This window comes from Acidicapsa ligni (assembly GCF_025685655.1).
In the GTDB taxonomy this organism is placed as follows: domain Bacteria; phylum Acidobacteriota; class Terriglobia; order Terriglobales; family Acidobacteriaceae; genus Acidicapsa; species Acidicapsa ligni.
Genome location: NZ_JAGSYG010000003.1, coordinates 874,915 through 893,811, shown reverse-complemented (window position 1 = coordinate 893,811; position 18,897 = coordinate 874,915). Strand labels below are relative to the sequence as shown.

13 protein-coding genes are annotated in these 18,897 nt (G+C 53.6%); 6 read left to right on the top strand and 7 right to left on the bottom strand.

Annotated features, from left to right (window positions below; translation table 11 throughout):
- Positions 1-82: 82 nt before the first annotated feature.
- Entirely contained in the window at positions 83-2,344 is a 2,262-nt protein-coding gene (locus OHL19_RS13990; RefSeq protein ID WP_263358315.1) for a TonB-dependent receptor, read from the bottom strand.
- A gap of 336 nt (positions 2,345-2,680) precedes the next feature.
- Here OHL19_RS13990 and OHL19_RS13985 point away from each other — a divergent pair, with 336 nt between their 5' ends.
- On the top strand, positions 2,681-3,256 hold the full coding sequence (locus OHL19_RS13985) for an RNA polymerase sigma factor (protein ID WP_263358314.1): 576 nt from the start codon (positions 2,681-2,683) through the stop codon (positions 3,254-3,256).
- Between the two features lie 3 nt (positions 3,257-3,259).
- A complete protein-coding gene (locus tag OHL19_RS13980; protein WP_263358313.1) occupies positions 3,260-4,147 on the top strand; it encodes an anti-sigma factor family protein in 888 nt (295 codons plus the stop codon).
- Here OHL19_RS13980 and OHL19_RS13975 read toward each other — a convergent pair.
- A complete protein-coding gene (locus tag OHL19_RS13975; protein ID WP_263358312.1) occupies positions 4,142-6,256 on the bottom strand; it encodes a glycoside hydrolase family 127 protein in 2,115 nt (704 codons plus the stop codon). The two genes, OHL19_RS13980 and OHL19_RS13975, sit on opposite strands and share 6 nt — an antisense overlap.
- Positions 6,257-6,517: 261 nt before the next feature.
- Positions 6,518-8,164 (bottom strand): FAD-dependent oxidoreductase, encoded by a 1,647-nt coding sequence (locus OHL19_RS13970; RefSeq protein WP_263358311.1) that lies wholly within the window; start codon positions 8,162-8,164, stop codon positions 6,518-6,520.
- 264 nt (positions 8,165-8,428) lie between these two features.
- Between OHL19_RS13970 and OHL19_RS13965 the strand changes: the two genes are divergently transcribed.
- The 4 genes from OHL19_RS13965 (at position 8,429) to OHL19_RS13950 (ending at position 12,800) form a co-directional block, all read left to right on the top strand.
- Positions 8,429-9,271, top strand: coding sequence for a tetratricopeptide repeat protein (locus tag OHL19_RS13965; protein WP_263358310.1), 843 nt, complete (start codon positions 8,429-8,431; stop codon positions 9,269-9,271).
- A gap of 97 nt (positions 9,272-9,368) precedes the next feature.
- A complete protein-coding gene (locus tag OHL19_RS13960; protein ID WP_263358309.1) occupies positions 9,369-9,827 on the top strand; it encodes a nucleoside deaminase in 459 nt (152 codons plus the stop codon).
- A gap of 59 nt (positions 9,828-9,886) precedes the next feature.
- Entirely contained in the window at positions 9,887-10,237 is a 351-nt protein-coding gene (locus OHL19_RS13955) for a PadR family transcriptional regulator (RefSeq protein ID WP_263358386.1), read from the top strand.
- A 31-nt stretch (positions 10,238-10,268) separates the two neighbouring features.
- Positions 10,269-12,800 (top strand): ABC transporter permease, encoded by a 2,532-nt coding sequence (locus OHL19_RS13950; RefSeq protein ID WP_263358308.1) that lies wholly within the window; start codon positions 10,269-10,271, stop codon positions 12,798-12,800.
- A gap of 79 nt (positions 12,801-12,879) precedes the next feature.
- Here the strand turns inward: OHL19_RS13950 and OHL19_RS13945 are convergent, their stop codons facing one another.
- The 4 genes from OHL19_RS13945 to OHL19_RS13930 form a co-directional block, all read right to left on the bottom strand.
- Positions 12,880-13,470: an outer membrane protein gene (locus OHL19_RS13945; RefSeq protein WP_263358307.1), complete on the bottom strand. Its 591-nt coding sequence runs from the start codon at positions 13,468-13,470 to the stop codon at positions 12,880-12,882.
- A 141-nt stretch (positions 13,471-13,611) separates the two neighbouring features.
- Positions 13,612-15,510: an APC family permease gene (locus OHL19_RS13940; RefSeq protein ID WP_263358306.1), complete on the bottom strand. Its 1,899-nt coding sequence runs from the start codon at positions 15,508-15,510 to the stop codon at positions 13,612-13,614.
- A gap of 55 nt (positions 15,511-15,565) precedes the next feature.
- A complete protein-coding gene (locus tag OHL19_RS13935; RefSeq protein ID WP_263358305.1) occupies positions 15,566-17,962 on the bottom strand; it encodes a PAS domain S-box protein in 2,397 nt (798 codons plus the stop codon).
- A gap of 172 nt (positions 17,963-18,134) precedes the next feature.
- A complete protein-coding gene (locus tag OHL19_RS13930) occupies positions 18,135-18,692 on the bottom strand; it encodes a YybH family protein (protein WP_263358304.1) in 558 nt (185 codons plus the stop codon).
- Positions 18,693-18,897: the final 205 nt, after the last annotated feature.

Sequence of the window (18,897 nt, the reverse complement as noted above, 5' to 3'; positions counted from 1 at the left end):
GGATATTCACTTTAAGAAAGTTAGCCCTGCTATCGCAGCAGGGCTAACTTGTGTCATAACCCCTAGAACGCGAGTATAACTATTAGAAAATAGTTGTAAGTCGCAGGGAGAAACTCCTCGACGGCCCGATGGCGTTGCCAGAGAAGAGGCCTCCGAAATCAATTACATCCAGAACATCTGTCAGGTTCTGCCCATCAATCTGGAACCGCGTATTGATGCGGTCGGACTTGTACAGGTCAGCTCCTGCTGATGCATTGAACTGAAATGAAGGATCGATGCGGCCACGATCGAAATTGATCCGATCGATGATTTGCGGCCCGTATTGCGCGAGCGCCTGGTCCCGATCTCCGTCGAATTCAAAGGGAAGGCCAGTATCGTATTGCACTCCGCCGGCAACCCAGAGGCGAGGGATGACCTGATAGCGTGCGCGGCCACGTACAGTATTGCGTTGGTCCTGCGAATCTGGGAAGTGGCCAGTCAGGGCTGCTGCCGCAGCATCTGCATCGTCGCCAAGAAATAGACCACCCGTGACTGGGTTCCAAACATTACCGACCTCATACGAGTAGCTTACGAAGCCCGAAAAATGATGCCAGTCGGGAACCTCGATCTTGCCCTCTGCACCGTAGATGATCGCTTTGCGGAAAGATATCGGAAAGCTGATGGTCGTGTTATCGATCTGATCATCGTCAGCGTAATCATTAACGAAGCGGCGGAAGTAGTTGGCATCCAGTTTAAGATGGCGCGCAAAGACCGTAGTCAGCCCACCTTCGTAATAGTCGCCCTGCGATGGCTTAACTGGAAGGCGCAAAAAATCGCCAGGGTCGATGGATTCAACCGCAGTCGAACTCGAGAGCAGAATGTTTTCAAACGAGGGTGTCTGAAAGACGCGATCGTAAGAGAAATGAAACACCGTGTTTATGGAAGGTAAGTAACGTGAGATCGAAAAGCGTGGCTGTACCGCTTGTTTGTTCAATATCAGTTGATAGTGATCCCATCGCAGGCCTGCGGCGATAGTCCAATTATGTAGCTTGATTAGATCCTGCACAAAGACAGCCTGCTCCAGATCGGGGCGCTGGTCCTGAAAAGAGAAAGTGTTTGAACCGTTATTATCCGCCGGTCTCAAGCGAGTTCGCCTTGCACGCGCCGGTCGCGAGTCGTCATCATCGTCATCCGAACTGGTGATTGTGTAGCTGGTGTTTTCATGCAGGAACATGTTGTCGCTTTCAACGCCAGCTTTCAATTCCTGGTGCCCGCGGTTGAGAGTGAAGTTTGCCCTGAAATAACCCTCACGAAAGGAATTGTGCTGAAAGACTTCGACAGGTGTGGATTCCGGGTTGGAGTAGAAGTCATTGGCATTGTCACGCACCATTCCTGCCACATCTCCAGTAGCATTTGCAGAGAAGATATGCTGATACGAGGCGACACCCATCGTCTCGATGTTGTCGGCATTCTGGCGCTGACCCGCTGCCTGCTGCACAAGTTCATTCGGAATATCGTAACGCGAAATCTCATGACGTACGCTCATACTGAGCTTGTCGTCAGGCGTGAATACACGACGGTAATTCAAAGAGAAGTCGCCCAAAGTTCCGGTGTTGGAGTAATTCTGTGGGACGACTGGATTCAGGTAGTGATCCGTCATGCTTCCACTTGAGCTCCCGCCAATCGTATTCTTACCCCAGGCATACTGGCCTTTCGCAAAAGAACCGCCCGAAGCGAAGCTACCGCCGGAGAGAACCACCTGTCCGTGAAATCCTGGTTGGGTATCCTGCAATGTATTTACCTCAACCACGCCGCCCATTTTGCGTCCGTATTCCGCAGGAATTCCGGCAGTATAGATACTCATCGATTGAACATCGTCAGCCTCAATCTCTGGTCCGAAGCTGGGCGATCGATCGTCTGTCAGCGGTATGCCATCAATAACAAACTGCGTCTGGTACTCTGATCCTCGCGGATGCAGCACCGCATTGCCCTCATAGAGCCAACCAGGCTGCGAATTAACCAGGTCCTGCAGGTCACGCCCCGGAATGGAACCAAGCCTATCCCTGATCGCCAGTGATCCTATCTGATTCACCGAACCCGCCCTGTCAGGATCAATAAGGGTATTCGCCGCATTGACCTTGATCGATTCATTTACGCGCGGCAACTCTAGCTGAATTTTCAAGGTAGTCGGCAGCGATGAATGAATCTCCACAGATATAGATTTTGCAGCGAAGCCAGCCTGCTCAACCTCAAGCTCATAGATACCGAATGGCAGACGTTGCACGTCCAACTCACCTTCGCTGCTGGTCTTCAACGAATTGCGATATTGATTGGCGCTGCTGACAATCTGAACACTCGTTTTCACGCCCAATCCAGATGGGTCGGTAACCCTGAGGCGCAATTCACCCTGGTTCGTCTGACAAAGGAGCGGTATGGCGCTGAACAAAAACAGAATTGCAAATTTCTTCATGAAGAGATGGCCCTTATCGATAGATAGTGACAGTTAGTCCCTGGAGCAAGATTGAAAGCAACGCAATTCGCCACTATTGCTGGTGATATATGCCGTTCATTTTCTATTGCTCTACTGATATATTCCTTCGGTTGCCAATCTGTTCAGCTTTTCTTGGATTATTTTGCAAAGTAAGTTCAATATCTTTGAACAGCAGCGAGAATAAAGGAATATAGAGAGTAGGCGTAGCGCGTGTCATTTACAAACTCCATCGACGAGGCACTTTATCCGGAGAGTACGATCGCGTCCTCTTCGGCTAAACCGACGGAGATCGAGCGTGAGGTTCTCGGCCTTTTTGAGCAGCTTCGAGCCCCCGTCCTGCGCTATACGCTCTCGTTCGGAATCCCAATGCATGACGCCGAAGAAGTGACCCAGGAGGTCTTTCTTGCGCTGTTTCGGCATCTTCAGCTAGACAGGTCGAGGAAAAATCTTCGCGGTTGGATCTTTCGAGTTGCCCACAATCTCGCGCTCAAGCAGCGATATGTGAACCAACGCATCTACGACAAACTGGATTATGACGATGCCATCGAAGATACTCATCACGATCCATCGCCAAATCCGGAGCAACTCCTCTCATTTGCCCAAAGGCAGCATCATCTGCTGACAATTGTTGATGCTCTTCCAGCCACGGACCAAAGCTGCCTTCGCCTGCGTGCCGAGGGGTTGCGCTATCGGGAGATAGCCGCAATACTTGGAATCTCATTAGGATCGGTATCTATATCACTGACCCGTTCACTGGCGCGGCTGGGCCGTGCGGAGGGGAGGTAATCCATGAGGAACGAGAACAATCACCCTGCGGATGAAGAACTGCTTCTCGCCGCTGACGGCGAACTATCAGATCGTCGAGCGAACGAGCTTAAGAAACACTTGGCAACCTGCTGGGAGTGTCGCACACGTCAGGCTGAAATAGAAGATACCATCACAGAATTCATGAGAGCCCACCGTCATTCTGTCGACCCACAGCTACCTTCAGTAGATGGGCCGCAGGCGTTGCTACGCGCTCGATTAGCAGAGCTCACGATTGATAAGAGTCTTACACAGCCGTGGTTCCATCGGCTCACTTCGCCCATTGCTGTTACGCTCTGTCTTTGTGCTGTTCTATCAGTCGCAGCGACGTACAGTGTGTATGTTCTACGGCACTCCAATCAGAAGGCTCCAATAGTTGCAATGCTTGATCGTGGTGCCATTCCAAATCGTGAACTGACACCCGGAGCAACGCGCAGTGTATCGACCAGGGATGTTTGCTCCATGGAGCATGAACAAGTTGTCGGCGATGTTTCATTGCCCTTGCGGCAGCAGGTTCTGCGTGAGTATGGAATAGCGAGTGCGCGCCCGAGTGAATATGAGATCGACTACCTGATCGCTCCGGGATTAGGTGGTACCGAAGACATCCATAATCTCTGGCCAGAACCCTACACTTCAACGGTATGGAATGCTTATGCAAAAGACGAACTGGAGGAGCATCTCCACCAATTAGTTTGCTCTGGCGCGCTGGATCTCTCGACAGCCCAGCGCGACATTGCGACCAACTGGATCGATGCTTACAAAAAGTACTTTCACGCCGAGCATCCCATTCCAGAGGCAACTTCCTGGCCTACACACCCCATTCGTATTTTTTCAATTTCGCCCGCCATAGTCAGTTGCGCATATAGCTCATGAAGAAGTCTTGCCGCCTGGCATAACTCCCAGGTCTGTCTTCAAATGAGGAAAGACCGCGATGCGCAATTCCGTGCTCGCAAACGGAACTAATTTCAATGTCTGCACTGGGCCTGTAAGTTCAGTGGGGAGTTGAATCGGATCAGGCAATCGCGGCGTGAAGGTCGCCTCTTCGTTATTCACTCTGGACTTTGTCAATTCCCAATGCGCAACTTCACGCGCTGCGACAGATATGGACGATGTTGGATTGCTCCAGGGGTCGAACTCGCCCGCATTTTCAGTGGGCACTTGTTCGTGGAATGAAGGGGCCTGCGAATCACTCTGCTGTAGTAGTGCATAATTCCATTTGCCTTCAGGCGTGAGATCCCATGCCGGAAACTGCGGCGTCGATTGCTCATCAGGAATTACGGACCACTTCTGCGGAATCGGATAGGCATATACCAACGGCCCTCGTTCATACGCGATTCCATCCTCAGGCCATGTGCTGGTAGTGATGGACATGGGCAGTCGCAGGACGAGGCTATCACCCGGTTGCCACACGCGCTGCAACGTGACAAAACCCTTCTTCTGGATTGGGAGTGCAATCTCACTGCGATTCAGCAGCACCTTCGGAGCATTACACCACGCTGGAATACGCAGATGAAGAGGGAACTCTACAGGCTGCGGTACTTTTAGATGAAAAACAATTTCATCTGAATAGGGATATCGAGTTTCTTCGTGAATCTCAATTTCAATTTTGTGAATACCAACACGAGTCTTGACTTTGCTCGGCCCGTACAACGTTGCCGCGAGGCCATGTCCTTCGCCATCCGACATCCACATGCGGGCAATGTAGTTAGGCAGGATTCGATTTACATTTGCAGGGCAACACACAATGGAATATCCCGGAGACGGACGATACGACATGCGCTGCATGTATCGAAACTCCGCGATGTCAGGATAAGAAGTTCCCTTCATGATGCCTAAATGATCTGAGTGCGCCGTGCAGAGAAATTGATTCGGCGAAGAGTAATACTGTAACGCCTTCCAATCCTTGCGTAGCGCTCCGGGAACAGCGTTGAATGTCGTACGCTCAATGCTGTCGCCGTAAGCACCATCCCCGGTAGCCATCATCAGATATCCCCAACTCCACGGATAGTCCGCCAGATCGCATGTCTCATGTGCGTCCCGCGCCGTAACGGTCGACAAAAACTCAGTCGATGAAGCTCCGCCATCTACCAGTACATGATGATTGAATACCTTCTGCTGAGCGGCAATTGCCAAATCAAGATATTGTTGTTTGCCCGAGGCGCGATAAAGCAATGCCGGTAACTTACTGTGCTCGGCATAAGTCACTCCATGCATATTAATGACAGGTCCTGCACTGAGCATCGACTTCTCTGTCAGAGCCAGCATGTCTTCCATTTGAGCAAATTGCGCTTGAGACAAGGTCCATGTCTGTTCCGCCAATTCCAGAAGCTTTCGATCTCCCGTCCTATCGAAAGTCCACAACATCGCCTCGATGTTGGTCTGATTGCGCTGCCCTGTAAAAGTAAACGGCGAATCAATGTAGTGACGGTGCAGGCCTTCGACAATAGCAGGATCATTGGAGGAATCATGCCACGCCATAGCCGCTCGAAAGAAGACATTATGTGGCCAGCGATGATAGTCGCCCGAGGCCTTCAGAAACGCAGGTCCAAGATATCCATCGCGCTGCGGGTTAGCAAAAGTGTATTTCACGAGCCGCGATGCCTGCTCTATGAGGGTGTCCTGCTGCAAAAGCAATCCGCATCGCAGCGCGCCATCGCACCAATAAGCACGCACCTCCCACGGAACCCAATCCGCATCTGCAGCCTGTTCATCTGCAACCCAGGCGTTACCGGTGAAAGGTGCATAGAGATGTTGCAGGTGGCCGGTAATGCCATCGGCTTGCCGTTGCAACTGTTGCTCTAACCAACCGTCAGGGCGCACACTCCCAATCGGTAATTCTTCAAATGAAGAAACTGCCTTGTGGCTAACGGCCCGGGCGCCTTCTTCCTCCGCGGCTAAAGGCAGCACTGTATTGAAACTGACTGCGGAAGCTGCACCAATCGCTGCCAAATGAAATGCTTCACGGCGGCTGAACTTTTTCATTGTCAACTTTATAACGCCCCTTTGCTATGTTGATTCCATTATCACGGCAGAGAGCCACGGCTGTCAGGAGAAAATACTTGAATCGGTGCAATTTCTGTTAGCCACAACGAGATTGCAATGAAGCGTCTCTGTGCTCGACGCAATGTGCATCGACACGATTCTTACATACGAATTTGTATCCGTTTGATTTTACCCTTGCGCTTATTGACTTCCACGCTACGCTCAAATGTTTCTTCTAGGCAGATATAAATGTCGTGGCAATTACTTACCAGACATGGAGAGAGTTTGATGCTCCTGTAATAACTGCGCTCGTAGCACATCATAGGGAACATCCTGTACTGCTACGCCACGATCAATTGCGATTGAAGCCGCAGTCCCCGCAGACTGGCCCACAATCATGAACACAGGTTCAAGCCGCAACGAGCCATAAGCAACATGCGAAGCGGAAAGACACACGGGGACAAGCAGATTTGCAGCCTCTCCTGCACGCGGCGTAATCGATCGATAAGAGATTCTATATGGGCCGTTCACACCTATCTGTACATCTCCTTCGTTTCTAACTTCACCGGCAGCATCAACATATCTCTGCGTGTTGTGAGAGTCGATCTGGTAAGAGCCCATGCCAATCGAATCATTGACCGTTGCATCATTACGCAAGGTCACCTCTGTTTCAACAAATGGCCCAATCATCCGGCGAGCCTCTCGTATATAGAGTTGCCGAGGCCAATTGTGATTGTCGGTAAACTCATCCTTCGCTAGACCCCACTGCGCATATTTCTCTCGCACGCTCTGAGGAACTCTAGGATTATGTTGAATGGTATAGATGACGCCACGTTGCCAGGCTTCCTGGGCTGCCGCGATCTGCGCTCTCGTAGCATAATCGCCATCTGGGTATGCATAGTTAAGCCCGATGAGATCGAACGAGGCCCCCGAGCTATTATTCGCATCCAGCTTTCGATTCGGAATATAACTAAGTTTCCACGGTGTTGTTGAACCATGCTCACTCGCTCGAATCAATAGCTCGTAATCCCGCTCGTCATATCCCGCGGGCTTATCAACTATAACTCGGTTATCGTGATCCATCGTCATGCATAGCCGATAACAATAAGCTTGTATCTTTTTATCCGCGCTACCATCTATGCCTCCAGGGTTTTTGTTGACGGAGGGCAACAAGCCACTTGCTGGATCGCCTTTCGTGGCATACGGGTCGATACCCAGTGGCAGATTATTTCCTCGTGCCATCGCCGCCTCAATACCATTGATCGTTTCACCATACTGACTATTCGCTTCGCGACCTACTGTATAACTGACCCCTGCACGGGCCATTACGTCTCCCTCATAACTCGAATCAATATAGATTCTTCCGTGAAACGTTCGTCCATCTTCCATTCGTATGCCGATGATATGTGTACCGTTCTTGTCTACTCCGTTGCTTAGATCCAGCCGTCCTCGAACAACAAGAACGTCAGCCTCTCGGATCATTTCGTTATAAACCTGCTCGGCAATATGCGGCTCAAAGGACCACTGCACCTGGTTCACGTCATCGATTGAAGGAACAGCCTGGCCCGGTACCGTATGAAAGAACTCGCGACTATCCTGCTTCCACGCTTCTGGTTTTTGATAAGCCTGCCAGACTCGGTGGTAGAATTCGCGAGCCATTCCCCCCAGCACTTCGGGTCTGCCAACATCAGTAAAACCGAGACCATTCGTAGCGAGACCGCCCAGATGCTCAGACGGATCAATCAACACGACCCTCTTACCCAATCGCGCCGCCTGGATAGCCGCAGTAATGCCAGCAGACGTTCCGCCGTACACCACGACGTCATACATATCCGTGCCCGGGCATGCGGTTACAAACATGCAGATAACGGAAATCATCACTATGCTGGCCCACAATTGTTTCGTCATGAATGCTCCAGTAACTCAATGCTGGCATGCGCCTGGTTAGAGTCTACAAGTTCAGCAAGTCGCCACTCAGACCCCGGCTCCGTCTACAAATTGGTCCACATAACTATTAGGACTTGACGAATATCTAAGAATGGTGGCACAATCCTCGCCAAAGTTTTGATAGGGCTTGCCAGCATCGCAAGTTCGATCAACGCAGTAGAGGGCCACCAACCTGGTGCATGTATAAGTCATTGCAATGCCCAGAGCTGAGCACTGGTGATCTCCATGTTTGTGTGCAGACTCAGACGCGCGAAATGCATTCTCAAGGCCTTCACGCTTTTTGTGTTAATCGTCACCTTCAGCGCATGGACGCCGCCACTAACAGCCAAAAATCTTACGGATTTCAACATCGTTGGAACTGACCCCGAGTCTGAAACGGTGCTTGGCGGAACGTCATCTGCGAGCCAGGGCACCCCGGTAGAGCACCCATCGCCAGAGCAGATGGGCGATCTATATATGGCCCATCAACGTTACCAGGAAGCCATTGAAGCCTATCGTCAAGGTCCGCGCGATTCTTCTGCAATCTGGAACAAGTTGGGGATCGCAAATCAGCAGATGCTGCTCCTGAATGAAGCTAGAAAAAGCTACCAAATAGCTCTCAAACTCGATTCCAGTAATCCAGATGTACTCAATAATCTAGGCACAATTCTCTACACACTCAAGCAGTATCGCAATGCCGAGAAACTATATCGCAAAGCCATCAAGCTAAGCCCCAAGGCACCGCTCATCTATAAGAATCTGGGCACCGATATGATGGCCGAGCGTAAATTCAAAAAAGGACTGGAGTGTTTTCAAACCGCCTTGGCACTCGATCCGAATGTGCTGGAGCGCATCGGTTACTATCACGTTGGCGATCCAGCGACTCTTGAGTTGCGTGGGGCCATGAACTATTATCTCGCCAAGAGCTACGCTCACGCTGGCATGTACGATCGTGCAATCGAGCTTCTGCGAACTGCCATTGATGAGCGTTTCGCTGATCGTAAAAAAATCATGGCAGATGAAGAGTTTGCAGGTTTACGCGACATGCCTGCATTTCAAAAACTTTTCGCCGAACAGAACATGCAGTAAAGAGATTGCAAGCCTTCATCTGAAGATGCCGCTCCCAGCCAGATCGCGAACATACCGTATCCTCAAAGAACAAGAAGCACTCGGCGAGGATATCCCAATGCAGGATTGGCACACGCTCTATCAGCAAATGCTAGCCGTAGCTCTCGACGAAGCCCGGCTTGGACACGCCGAGGGCGGAGTTCCCGTCGGCGCAGCGCTCTTTACGCAGGAGGGCACCCTGCTCAGCCGCGGACACAATCGTCGTGTTCAGGATGGAGATCCCTCCATACACGGCGAAACCGACGCATTCCGTCGCGCCGGTCGGCAAACCTCCTATCGAAATCTGATCATGGTCACCACGCTCGCGCCCTGCTGGTACTGCAGCGGTCTCGTCCGCCAGTTTCGCATAGGAACGCTCATCGTCGGTGAAAGCCGCAACTTCCAGGGAGGCATCGACTGGCTCCGCGAAAGCGGCGTCAACGTGATCGATCTCGAGAGCCAGGAATGCGCAGACCTGATGGCCGGATACATCAGCACCCATCCAGAAATCTGGAACGAAGACATCGGCGAAGAATAATCCGCAAAGCCCATAAAAAGATCCTTGACAGGCGACATAGGCATAGATAATCTATGCCTATGTCAATGATGCCTAAGATCGATACGCCTAAACCCGGTATGCCTTCCGGAGCTTTGGCTATGCTGATTCTCCGTGTCCTCCAGTCCGGCTCTCTTCACGGTTACGCTATCGCCCAGCGCATTCACCTGCTCTCCAGTGAAGTGCTTGAGGTCGAAGAAGGCTCGCTTTATCCCGCATTGCAAAAGCTGCTGCTCAAAGGCTGGGCAACCGCAGACTGGGGAATTTCCGAGACCAACCGCAAGGTCCGCTTCTACAACCTGACCCCGGCCGGTCGCAAACAACTGGAGACCGAACTCCAGGAATACGATCGTGTTACCCAAGCCATCCAATCCGTACTGCGCACCGCCTGAGTCCAGATCTGGTCCGAAAGAGGTCCCATCCATGGGTGAACTCTACCGTCGCCTCCGCTACCTGCTTCAACGCAATCGTCATAGTCAGGAACTCGCCGACGAAATGGATTTTCATCGTGAAATGGCCGCGCGCGCCGGTCGTCCTGCAAGCCTCAGCTTCGGCAACGCCGTGCGGCTCCGTGAACAATCTCGCGAGGCCTGGGGATGGACATGGATAGATCGTCTTATTCAGGACTTGTCCTACGCGGGCCGTACGCTCCTCCGCTCCCCTGGATTCACGATGACAGCGATCCTCGTGCTGGCAGTCGGCATAGGCGTCAATATCACAGCCTTCAGTCTCTTCAACATGATGGTGTTCCAGTACCTGCCAGTGCGGGATCCGGCATCGCTCGTTCGTCTTCAGCGCCGCTCGCCCGATGCATCCACCAACACCATTTCCTATTCGGCAATGCTCTTCTACCGCGATCACGCGCGAACCCTTTCTGCAGTCATGGGCACATTCGGCACAAGCGTCCTTCAACTCGAAAGCGACCCACAGCCAGTTTCCTCCAACTTCGCGACCGAAAATTACTTCACCGAACTCGGCATCCAGCCCTCCCTTGGCCGTTTACTCGATCCTGCGCAGGATCGAGTAAACGGCTCAGCCCCCGCAGTTGTCATCAGCTATGGTTTCTGGCAGCGTCATTATGGAGCAGATCCCAACATCGTTGGCAAAGTTATTCATCTCAATCAAAAGCCTGCAACGATCATCGGAGTCACCCCCTACATTCTCCCCTCGCTCGGCAATCAACACCCCGATCTATGGCTTCCGATGAATCAAATTGCCTATTTCATTGAAGGCAACACCACTCTCATCGATACCGGTTCCAGCGGTCCAATAGAAATGTGGGGTAGGCTCGCCCCCGGAGTCTCCGCCAAAACCGCCGAACAAGAGCTTCTCTCGCTAACCAACCAGCTCCGCAAAGTGCATCCCAAAGACATCTGGGACAACGAATACATCCGCACAGATCCCGGCGGTCATGACCAGATCATGCAGCCCGAGATGCTTGCCACCATGGCCATGTGCGGAGCCCTCGTCCTGCTCATCCTCGCCGTAGCATGCGCCAATCTGGGAGGTCTGCTCCTCGCCCGTGGCGTGGCCCGCGAACACGAAATCAGCATCCGCGTAGCTATCGGAGCCAATCGCAAACGCATCTTCCGTCAGCTCTTTACCGAAAGCCTCCTGCTTTCGTCGCTAGGCTCAGCCGCGGGACTCTTCCTCGGCTACATCGTGATACGGATTACCATGGCCCATGCCAACGCGCCCCTGTGGATGACCGCAACTCCTGACTGGCGCGTTATCGCCTTCGCCGTAGCAGTCGGCCTGTTCGCCGCGCTCCTCTTCGGCTTCGCGCCCGCATTGCAGATAGCCCGCCAGCGTCAGCGTAAAACCATCGCGCGCCAGATGCTTCTCGGGGCGCAGGTCGCAGCCAGTTGCGTGCTTCTCATCGTTTCCGGATTGCTGGTCAGGGCAGTGCAACATGCTCTTCATACGAACCCCGGCTTTGGCTATGAACAAGTCATCTCCATTGATCCAGGCCTGAGCACCCACGGCTATAAACCCGCCGACGCCCGTAACTATATCGAACAGTTATCCAATCGCCTGCGCACAATCCCCGGTGTAACTTCCGTATCCCTCACTTCGATGACGCCATTGAGCCACTTCCGAGTCTCTACCATCTCCAATACCATCAACGGGCATCTCGTTCGAATCTTCCCATTCCAGGTCGATCCGGAGTTCTTCTCCACCATGGAAATACCTCTTCTGCGCGGGCGCAACTTTACTCCCCGCGAAGAGCACGCCGTCATCATCAGCGACACTCTGGCCCGCAAACAGTGGCCCGGCGAAGATCCCATTGGCAAGCAGGACGCCAGCGGCTCCGCTCCCGGCGATGTTGTCGTCGGAGTGGTCGCCAACGCCCGCCTCATGGACATACAGAATGGAGATACCGTCGAGCTTTATCATGCAGCCCAGGAAGCCAATATGGCCGATCTGGTCATTCTCATCAAAACTGCTGGCGTTCCCGAGGGATTCATTCCCTCCGTTCGCACAATAACGCGAAGCCTCGATCCAAAGCTCTTTCCCGAAGTAAACACCCTCAAAGAAGGCTTTCGCGATACCACCCGGAGTTCGGGAAATATCGCCATGGTCGTCAGCCTGCTCGGTTTCGTCGCCGTATTTCTGGCAGCGCTTGGAATCCTCGGCCTCGTCGCCTACACCGTATCCCAGCGAACCAAAGACATCGCCATCCGCATAGCCCTCGGTGCAAAACCATTGCATGTGCTGGCGTCTCTGCTGAGTCAGTTTTCCTGGCCGGTTGCCCTCGGTCTCGTCGTGGGTATCGGTATTACCGCTGGAGTATCGCACACGATGCGCGGTGTGCTTTACGGAGTTAGCAATCTGGATCCGTTCAGCTACATCGCCTCGATCGGCATTCTGCTCGCAATCATTGCCTGTGCCGCATTCCTCCCGGCACGGCGAGCACTGCGGCTCGACGTAGCCCGTGCTTTGCATCAGGACTAACTAAAGCGAATATTCTCCGGCTCTAATACAGAAAGGCATGGCCAAAGCCATGCCTTTCGATAAAGCAAGACAACGTAAGCTAGAAGCTGTAAGAAACTCCAAGCGTAGCTCGCGGATTCACACGCATATGAGCTGACTCACCCGAACCGGATGGAGCCTGCACAAAGGATGAAAGAATCCCGTCGCCAGAAACACGAGCCGACCAGCGCGGAGTAAGGCTGTAGCTCAGGCCGCCGCCAATAGCGTACGCGAACGAAACGTTCGGGGTTGTTCCGACGTTTCCCGTATGCGCTCCGCCGAACATCACGTGGAAAAATCCAGTGAGCTTATCGGCTGGTATGTAGACCTCAGGGCCAGCCAGCACTGTAGTCATGGTCGGACTGGCGTGAGTGGTCGAAGTAGCGTTGATTCCGTAATAGCCAAAATCTACAACACCGCCAAACCACGGCTTCAGCTTGGCATCCGCGCCCACATTGAAACCAATCAACGCAGAAGAACCCAGAACCTGGTTAGCGGAAGAGTAGTCAACGCCTGCAAATGCGTCATACCGGTGGAAGACATTGATCGTATCTGCCCCAGGAGCGGTCGGCTTGGCAACCTGGCCAGCAAGCGACACTGGCAATAACGACGCAAACGCAGTAAACATCAAAAGCAAAAACTTACCCTTCACCAAAGATCTCCTCAACTCAATCAATTTCCATCAATCCAGAACTTTTCAGCGGGTCCCATCCAATAGACGGACCAAACCGCAAACCGGCGCTTCCTATTCAGCTTATCAGCCCAGGTTCTGGTCTTCCTGGTTACCGGTATTTCAGGCGGCCGGTTTCTTCCTGTCTATTTCCCGCTCCAGGTACCACGGAATGTTGATCACCACGATATTGTGGTTGCCGCGCATCATCAGCAGCACCTTCAGTATATCGGCTCGCCGGTTATGCATCAGGTTTTCCCACCAGTGCCGCACCATCAACTCCGGCACCAGCACACAAATCTTGCGCGAGTCATCCTTGGGAGCCACCGAAAGAACATAATCCACCAGCGGCTGCAGAATATAGCGATAAGGCGACATCAGCACCACCAGCTTCGGCACCGGCTTGCAGGCAATATGCAGAGGATCGACCACCAGCCGCTGCCATGACTTGCTGATTTCGTCCGGTTCCTCTCCCGACTGCACATGAACGCACCGCACGTCCGAAGAGAGCGACAGCGCAAATGACACAGCCCTCTCCGTAATCCTGCTCCAGCGATCGATCGGCATCACCACAATCGGCTCCTGCACCATTGCTGAGACTAGCGGCGTATCCAGCTCCGTTTGCTTGGCGACGCTGTCATAGTGCCGCCGCACGGTATACATCACCAGAATCATCGCCGGAATCAGCAGCGCCGTAATCCACGCGCCCGAGGCAAACTTCGTCACCAGCACTACGATCGCGGTGATTCCCGTAGCCACCGCGCCTAATCCGTTCACAAACCCGCGAAATCGCGCGCCCCCCTGGCGCTTCCAATGCATCACCATGCCCGCCTGGGACAAAGTGAACGCCAGAAATGCGCCAATCGCGTACAGAGGAATAAGTTTGTCCGTAACGCCGCCAAAGATGATCAGCAGTAGCGCAGTCAGCGCCACCAGAACAAAAATTCCCCACGAATACAGCAATCGCCGTCCGCGCACCAAAAAGATATGGGGCAGGTAATCCTTCAGGGCAATCGCGCGCGTCAATCGCGGAAAATCCGCGAACGCCGTATTTGCCGAAAGCGCAAGCACCAGCAGGATCGCCCCAATTGTCACGTAGTAGAACCATCCATGCCCCATCACCGCGCGCGTCAGCATTGACAGCACGCTCTCGTAATGCGGTCCGGTTGGGTCCGTGGCAGCCACACCGTACGCCCGGCATAACAGTGCGATTCCCAGCAGCAGCACGAATAGAAACGCAATGATGATAGTGAGTGTTGTCTTGGCGTTCTTACACGCCGGATCGCGAAACGCCATCACTCCGTTGCTCACCGCCTCCACTCCGGTCATCGCCGCGCAGCCGGACGAGAAAACCTTGAGCAGCAGCCACAGGGACAGCATTTCAGTTGCTGGAGCAGGCACCGGCAACGGCGTCAGCGGCGCCGGATGCCCACCGCTCATTAACACATGCCATCCTCCTACGCCGATCACGATCAGTAGCGTGATCAAAAACAAGTAGGTGGGGACCATGAATATCGCGCCCGTATCGTGCACGCCGCGCATGTTCACCAGCGTCAGTATCGCCAGAATCCCCAGGCACAGGACAAGCGTGTAAGGCTGCAGAGACGGCACAGCCGAGATCAGCGCTCCCACGCCCGCCGAAATACCGACAGCCGCCGTCAGAACATAGTCAATCATCAGCGCCGCTGCCGCCAGCAATCCCGCCCCATCGCCCAGGTTTTCACTCGCCACAGTAAACGAGCCGCCACCGTGCGGATATGCGTCAATTGTCTGCCTGTAACTGAAGAAAATAAGGATCAGCAATCCGAGGATCGCCAGGCTGATGGGAACAATTTCTTTCACTCCCAGCAATCCCAGAGGAATCAGCAGGGTAAGCGCAGCCTCAGGCCCGTATGCCGCCGAGCTCAACGCATCCAGTCCGAAGATGGGAATGCCCGCGAGCGGGCCTATCTGTTCAGCGCGTTCTTCCGACGTGGCCAGCGGACGGCCTAACAGTAAATTCCATAGGTTTGGGGATGCCATACGGATCAGCCCTCTCGCGACGTCTCTTGATTAAAAAGCTACCGAGGGCATTCTCTCACGATGCGGTTGCTATCTCTGAGCTGCCTGCCGGAAGAGTAAACAGAAATCTGCTTCCTTTACCGGTTCCGCTTTCCGCCCAGATTTTTCCGCCGTGCTGTTGCACAATGCGGCGACAAATCGCCAGACCCAACCCCGTTCCACCCAGTGCCCGCGAATCGGACGCGTCGCCCTGCTGAAAGCGCTCGAAGATCATATCCAGCTTGTCCCGCGGAATTCCGCGCCCCTGGTCCTCGATCACAACGCAGATTTCGTCATTCTCCACCGCTTTCGCGCTCAATTTCACGATCGTTTGTGGCGGCGAAAATTTGATGGCGTTCGAAACCAGTTCCGACAGCACCTGCAGGATGCGCTCTTGATCCACATTCACCAGCACCTTGGCCGGCGCATCGAAGCGGAAGGTAATCTGCGCTTTGAGTGCAGTCTCGTTTTGAACATCGGCAGCCCGTCGCAGCAAATCGCCCGCTGGCAGAACCTCACGATGCAGCGGCATACCGCCTCGCTCCACCCTGTCAAAGTCCAGAATATCGTTCACCAGCCGGACTAGCCTGTCACAGTTGTCAATCGCCACTTCCAGCATCTGCTTCTGCTTTTCGGGCCGCTTGTCCAACGATCCAGACGAGATCAGGCCTAGCGACGCGCGCAGCGAAGTAAGCGGTGTGCGCAACTCATGGCTGACCGTTGAGATGAACTCGTCCTTCATCCGCTCAAGGCGTCGCCGTTCAGAGACATCCTGGAATGCTACAACCATACCGGCGATCTGCCCTTCATCAATCAGTGGACTCGCAACATATTCAACAGGGATCGTCGTGCCATCTTTTCGCCAGAACACATCATCATGAATGCGTATAGCCTCGCGACGTTTCAGCCCGAGTGAAATGGGGCAATTCACCTGGGAATGCTTAGTGCCGTCCGCGTGGCTGTAATGAATCAAATCGTGAATGTCCTGACCCTGCATTTCCTCACCGGTATAACCAAGCAGCTTGGCCGCTGCAGGATTGGCGAAGGTCAGTCTACCCTCCATGTCCATTCCATAAATGCCATCATCGAGGGCCGCCAGGATCAACTCCTGCTGGCGTCGCACAAGGTTCAGCTCGTCTTCCGCTTCATGCTGGTCCGTTACATCCATCCCATGCGTCAGCACAAACGATGCACTGCCGGCCAGATCCATACGCCGGCTGCGAAAAGCAATTCTGCGTACGCCTCCATCCTTGCCCAGGATGGGAATAGTGCCCTGAAATTCGCCCGTCTTGATAATCGTCTTCAGACTCTCGGCAAAAGTCTGTTGAGCAGCCTTGCTAAGCAGGTCGGAAAGAGCTTTGCCCATCAACTCGTCCACCTCATAGCCAAGACTCTCGGCAGTAAAGGTATTGAGTGAGGTCAGCCGTCCCCCCAGCGAGCAGGTAAAGACGAACCCCAGGCTATTCTCGACAACATGCCGATAGCGCGTCTCACTGGTCAGCAGAGCCTGCTCTGCCTGACGCTGACTGGTCACATCCTGGCCGCTCACGATCAGGTATTGCACCTCGCCGCTCAACCCCATCAACGGACGAAGCGTCCAACTCACCCGGCGAGGCGCTCCCTGCGCCGTGCGCCAGAGATTCTCATAAGGACCAGCCACCTGTCCCGCCGCCGCCTGTCGCACCTTATCGCTGGCCCAGCCGCGAGCCTCGCGCTCCGTCAGTACTTCCTCGACAAATGGCCTGCCCGCAACATCCGCCAGCTGCAGCCCCGTCAGGTCTTCGCATGGCTGATTAAATCGAACCATCCGACCCGCGGTGTCCAGCACTGCAACCAGCGCAGGAATCGAATCCAGGGTAGCCGCCACAAAGTTGCGTTCGATGGCCAGCGCATGTTCCAGCCGCTGCCGCGAGCGCTGCGCCTGATCCTGTGCCGCTATGCGGCTATAAAGCTCAACCCGAGTCACTGCCTGCCGGGCAAGAATATTGATCAGATTCACATGCTCCTGGCTGAAGCGATTCTCTTCAATCGCCAGTACCGACAGCGTTCCAACCGCCTGATTTCCCGGCCCGATAAGCGGTACGCTCAGGTAAGAACGGCAGGGAAGCGCATGCTCCAGTTCAATCCCCTCATTCGGAAAACGCGGGTCGCCAGCAGCATCTTTGAGCAATAGAGGTTCCCCATGCTGCACCACCCAATGGCAAATGCTCGATGGCAGAACCCGTTCCCGATTTAGAAATCCATGCGTAGCCTTGAACCAAAGCTCACCGGAATCGATCCAGCTCAGATAGGCGTAGTCTGCTCCCGAAAGTACCGATGCAAGTCGAACCAATTCCTCCAACGCAGGGTCTGGAGTGAGGTTAAAAACCTCCGCCTCAGGGCCCCGGGGTATAGTTCGGCGTTCGGTTCGGGTTTTATCTTGAACTGCAGACATTGTGGCCATTTACCTATGCATGAGTATGGCCTAACCATCCGCAATTAGCTCTTGCACAAACGGGTTAGCGATGACTGACCGCAGTCTGCAACAGAAGTAATCTCGCCTGTCTGTATTTGTATAAGAATGTAACGGTACTGTAATGCACCGCCGTACCCGGAGTTATTTCGCCTTATTCCCCCGGAGGCAACTTGCAGCAGTCGTCCGCCCCCGCCGGTTCATCACTACTCGCATCCAGAACGACTTTCCAGCTCCCATCCGGCTGTTTGCGCCAGATAGTCAGGTAACGTCCGCTAGTTACTTTTGAGTTACCATCGGCATCATGACTGCGCCCTTCGTAATGCCCCCAGGTATAGCCCATATCGCCCGTCGCGCTCATCTCAGCATCTGTGGGAGTCCACACCAGTTGATAATCCTTAGGAGACCAGGTAGCCTGTTTCGCAATCGCATCCCGCCCATGAACTGCCGCCTGCCCATTTCCCAGCGATACACCATCCTCGGCAAACCAGGTGGCGAAAGCCTTGCCGCCGCCTTCCGCTGTGGCCTTTGCAAACTGGGCCTCCAGATCGAAGAGGATAGCTTTCCCAGGCTTTACCGTACTGTCTGCCAGAGCATTGGGAGTAGCACTCTGCCCATCGGCAGACAAAACTTGTCCGTTTGCCATCCGGCTATGAAAGCCAAATGTAATCAACAAGATAAGTGCAATCGAAAATAGGCGAACAGTCTGCATCTCACATCTCCAGCTCGTGAAAAATCAATCCAGTCAATCGCCCTTCTGTGCCACAGGCGCCGCATCCATATCCTATCGCAGGCCCGATGCCCTTCAAAGATCGTCGACAAACGTCCGAAAAAACACACCTGAACCAATAACCCAGCGTCCAATCTTTGAGCAGACATAAAATGGTTGCGCTCGCAAAAATGGGCAATTCACGAAA

Bases quoted from the DNA above. Each gene is read 5' to 3' on its own strand.
- OHL19_RS13980 (WP_263358313.1), top strand. From the start codon at position 3,260: ATGAGGAACGAGAACAATCACCCTGCGGATGAAGAACTGCTTCTCGCC.
- OHL19_RS13975 (WP_263358312.1), bottom strand. From the start codon at position 6,256: ATGAAAAAGTTCAGCCGCCGTGAAGCATTTCATTTGGCAGCGATTGGT.
- OHL19_RS13970 (WP_263358311.1), bottom strand. From the start codon at position 8,164: ATGACGAAACAATTGTGGGCCAGCATAGTGATGATTTCCGTTATCTGC.
- OHL19_RS13965 (WP_263358310.1), top strand. From the start codon at position 8,429: ATGTTTGTGTGCAGACTCAGACGCGCGAAATGCATTCTCAAGGCCTTC.
- OHL19_RS13930 (WP_263358304.1), bottom strand. From the start codon at position 18,692: ATGCAGACTGTTCGCCTATTTTCGATTGCACTTATCTTGTTGATTACA.
- OHL19_RS13955 (WP_263358386.1), top strand. From the start codon at position 9,887: ATGTCAATGATGCCTAAGATCGATACGCCTAAACCCGGTATGCCTTCC.
- OHL19_RS13940 (WP_263358306.1), bottom strand. From the start codon at position 15,510: ATGGCATCCCCAAACCTATGGAATTTACTGTTAGGCCGTCCGCTGGCC.
- OHL19_RS13960 (WP_263358309.1), top strand. From the start codon at position 9,369: ATGCAGGATTGGCACACGCTCTATCAGCAAATGCTAGCCGTAGCTCTC.
- OHL19_RS13935 (WP_263358305.1), bottom strand. From the start codon at position 17,962: ATGTCTGCAGTTCAAGATAAAACCCGAACCGAACGCCGAACTATACCC.
- OHL19_RS13950 (WP_263358308.1), top strand. From the start codon at position 10,269: ATGGGTGAACTCTACCGTCGCCTCCGCTACCTGCTTCAACGCAATCGT.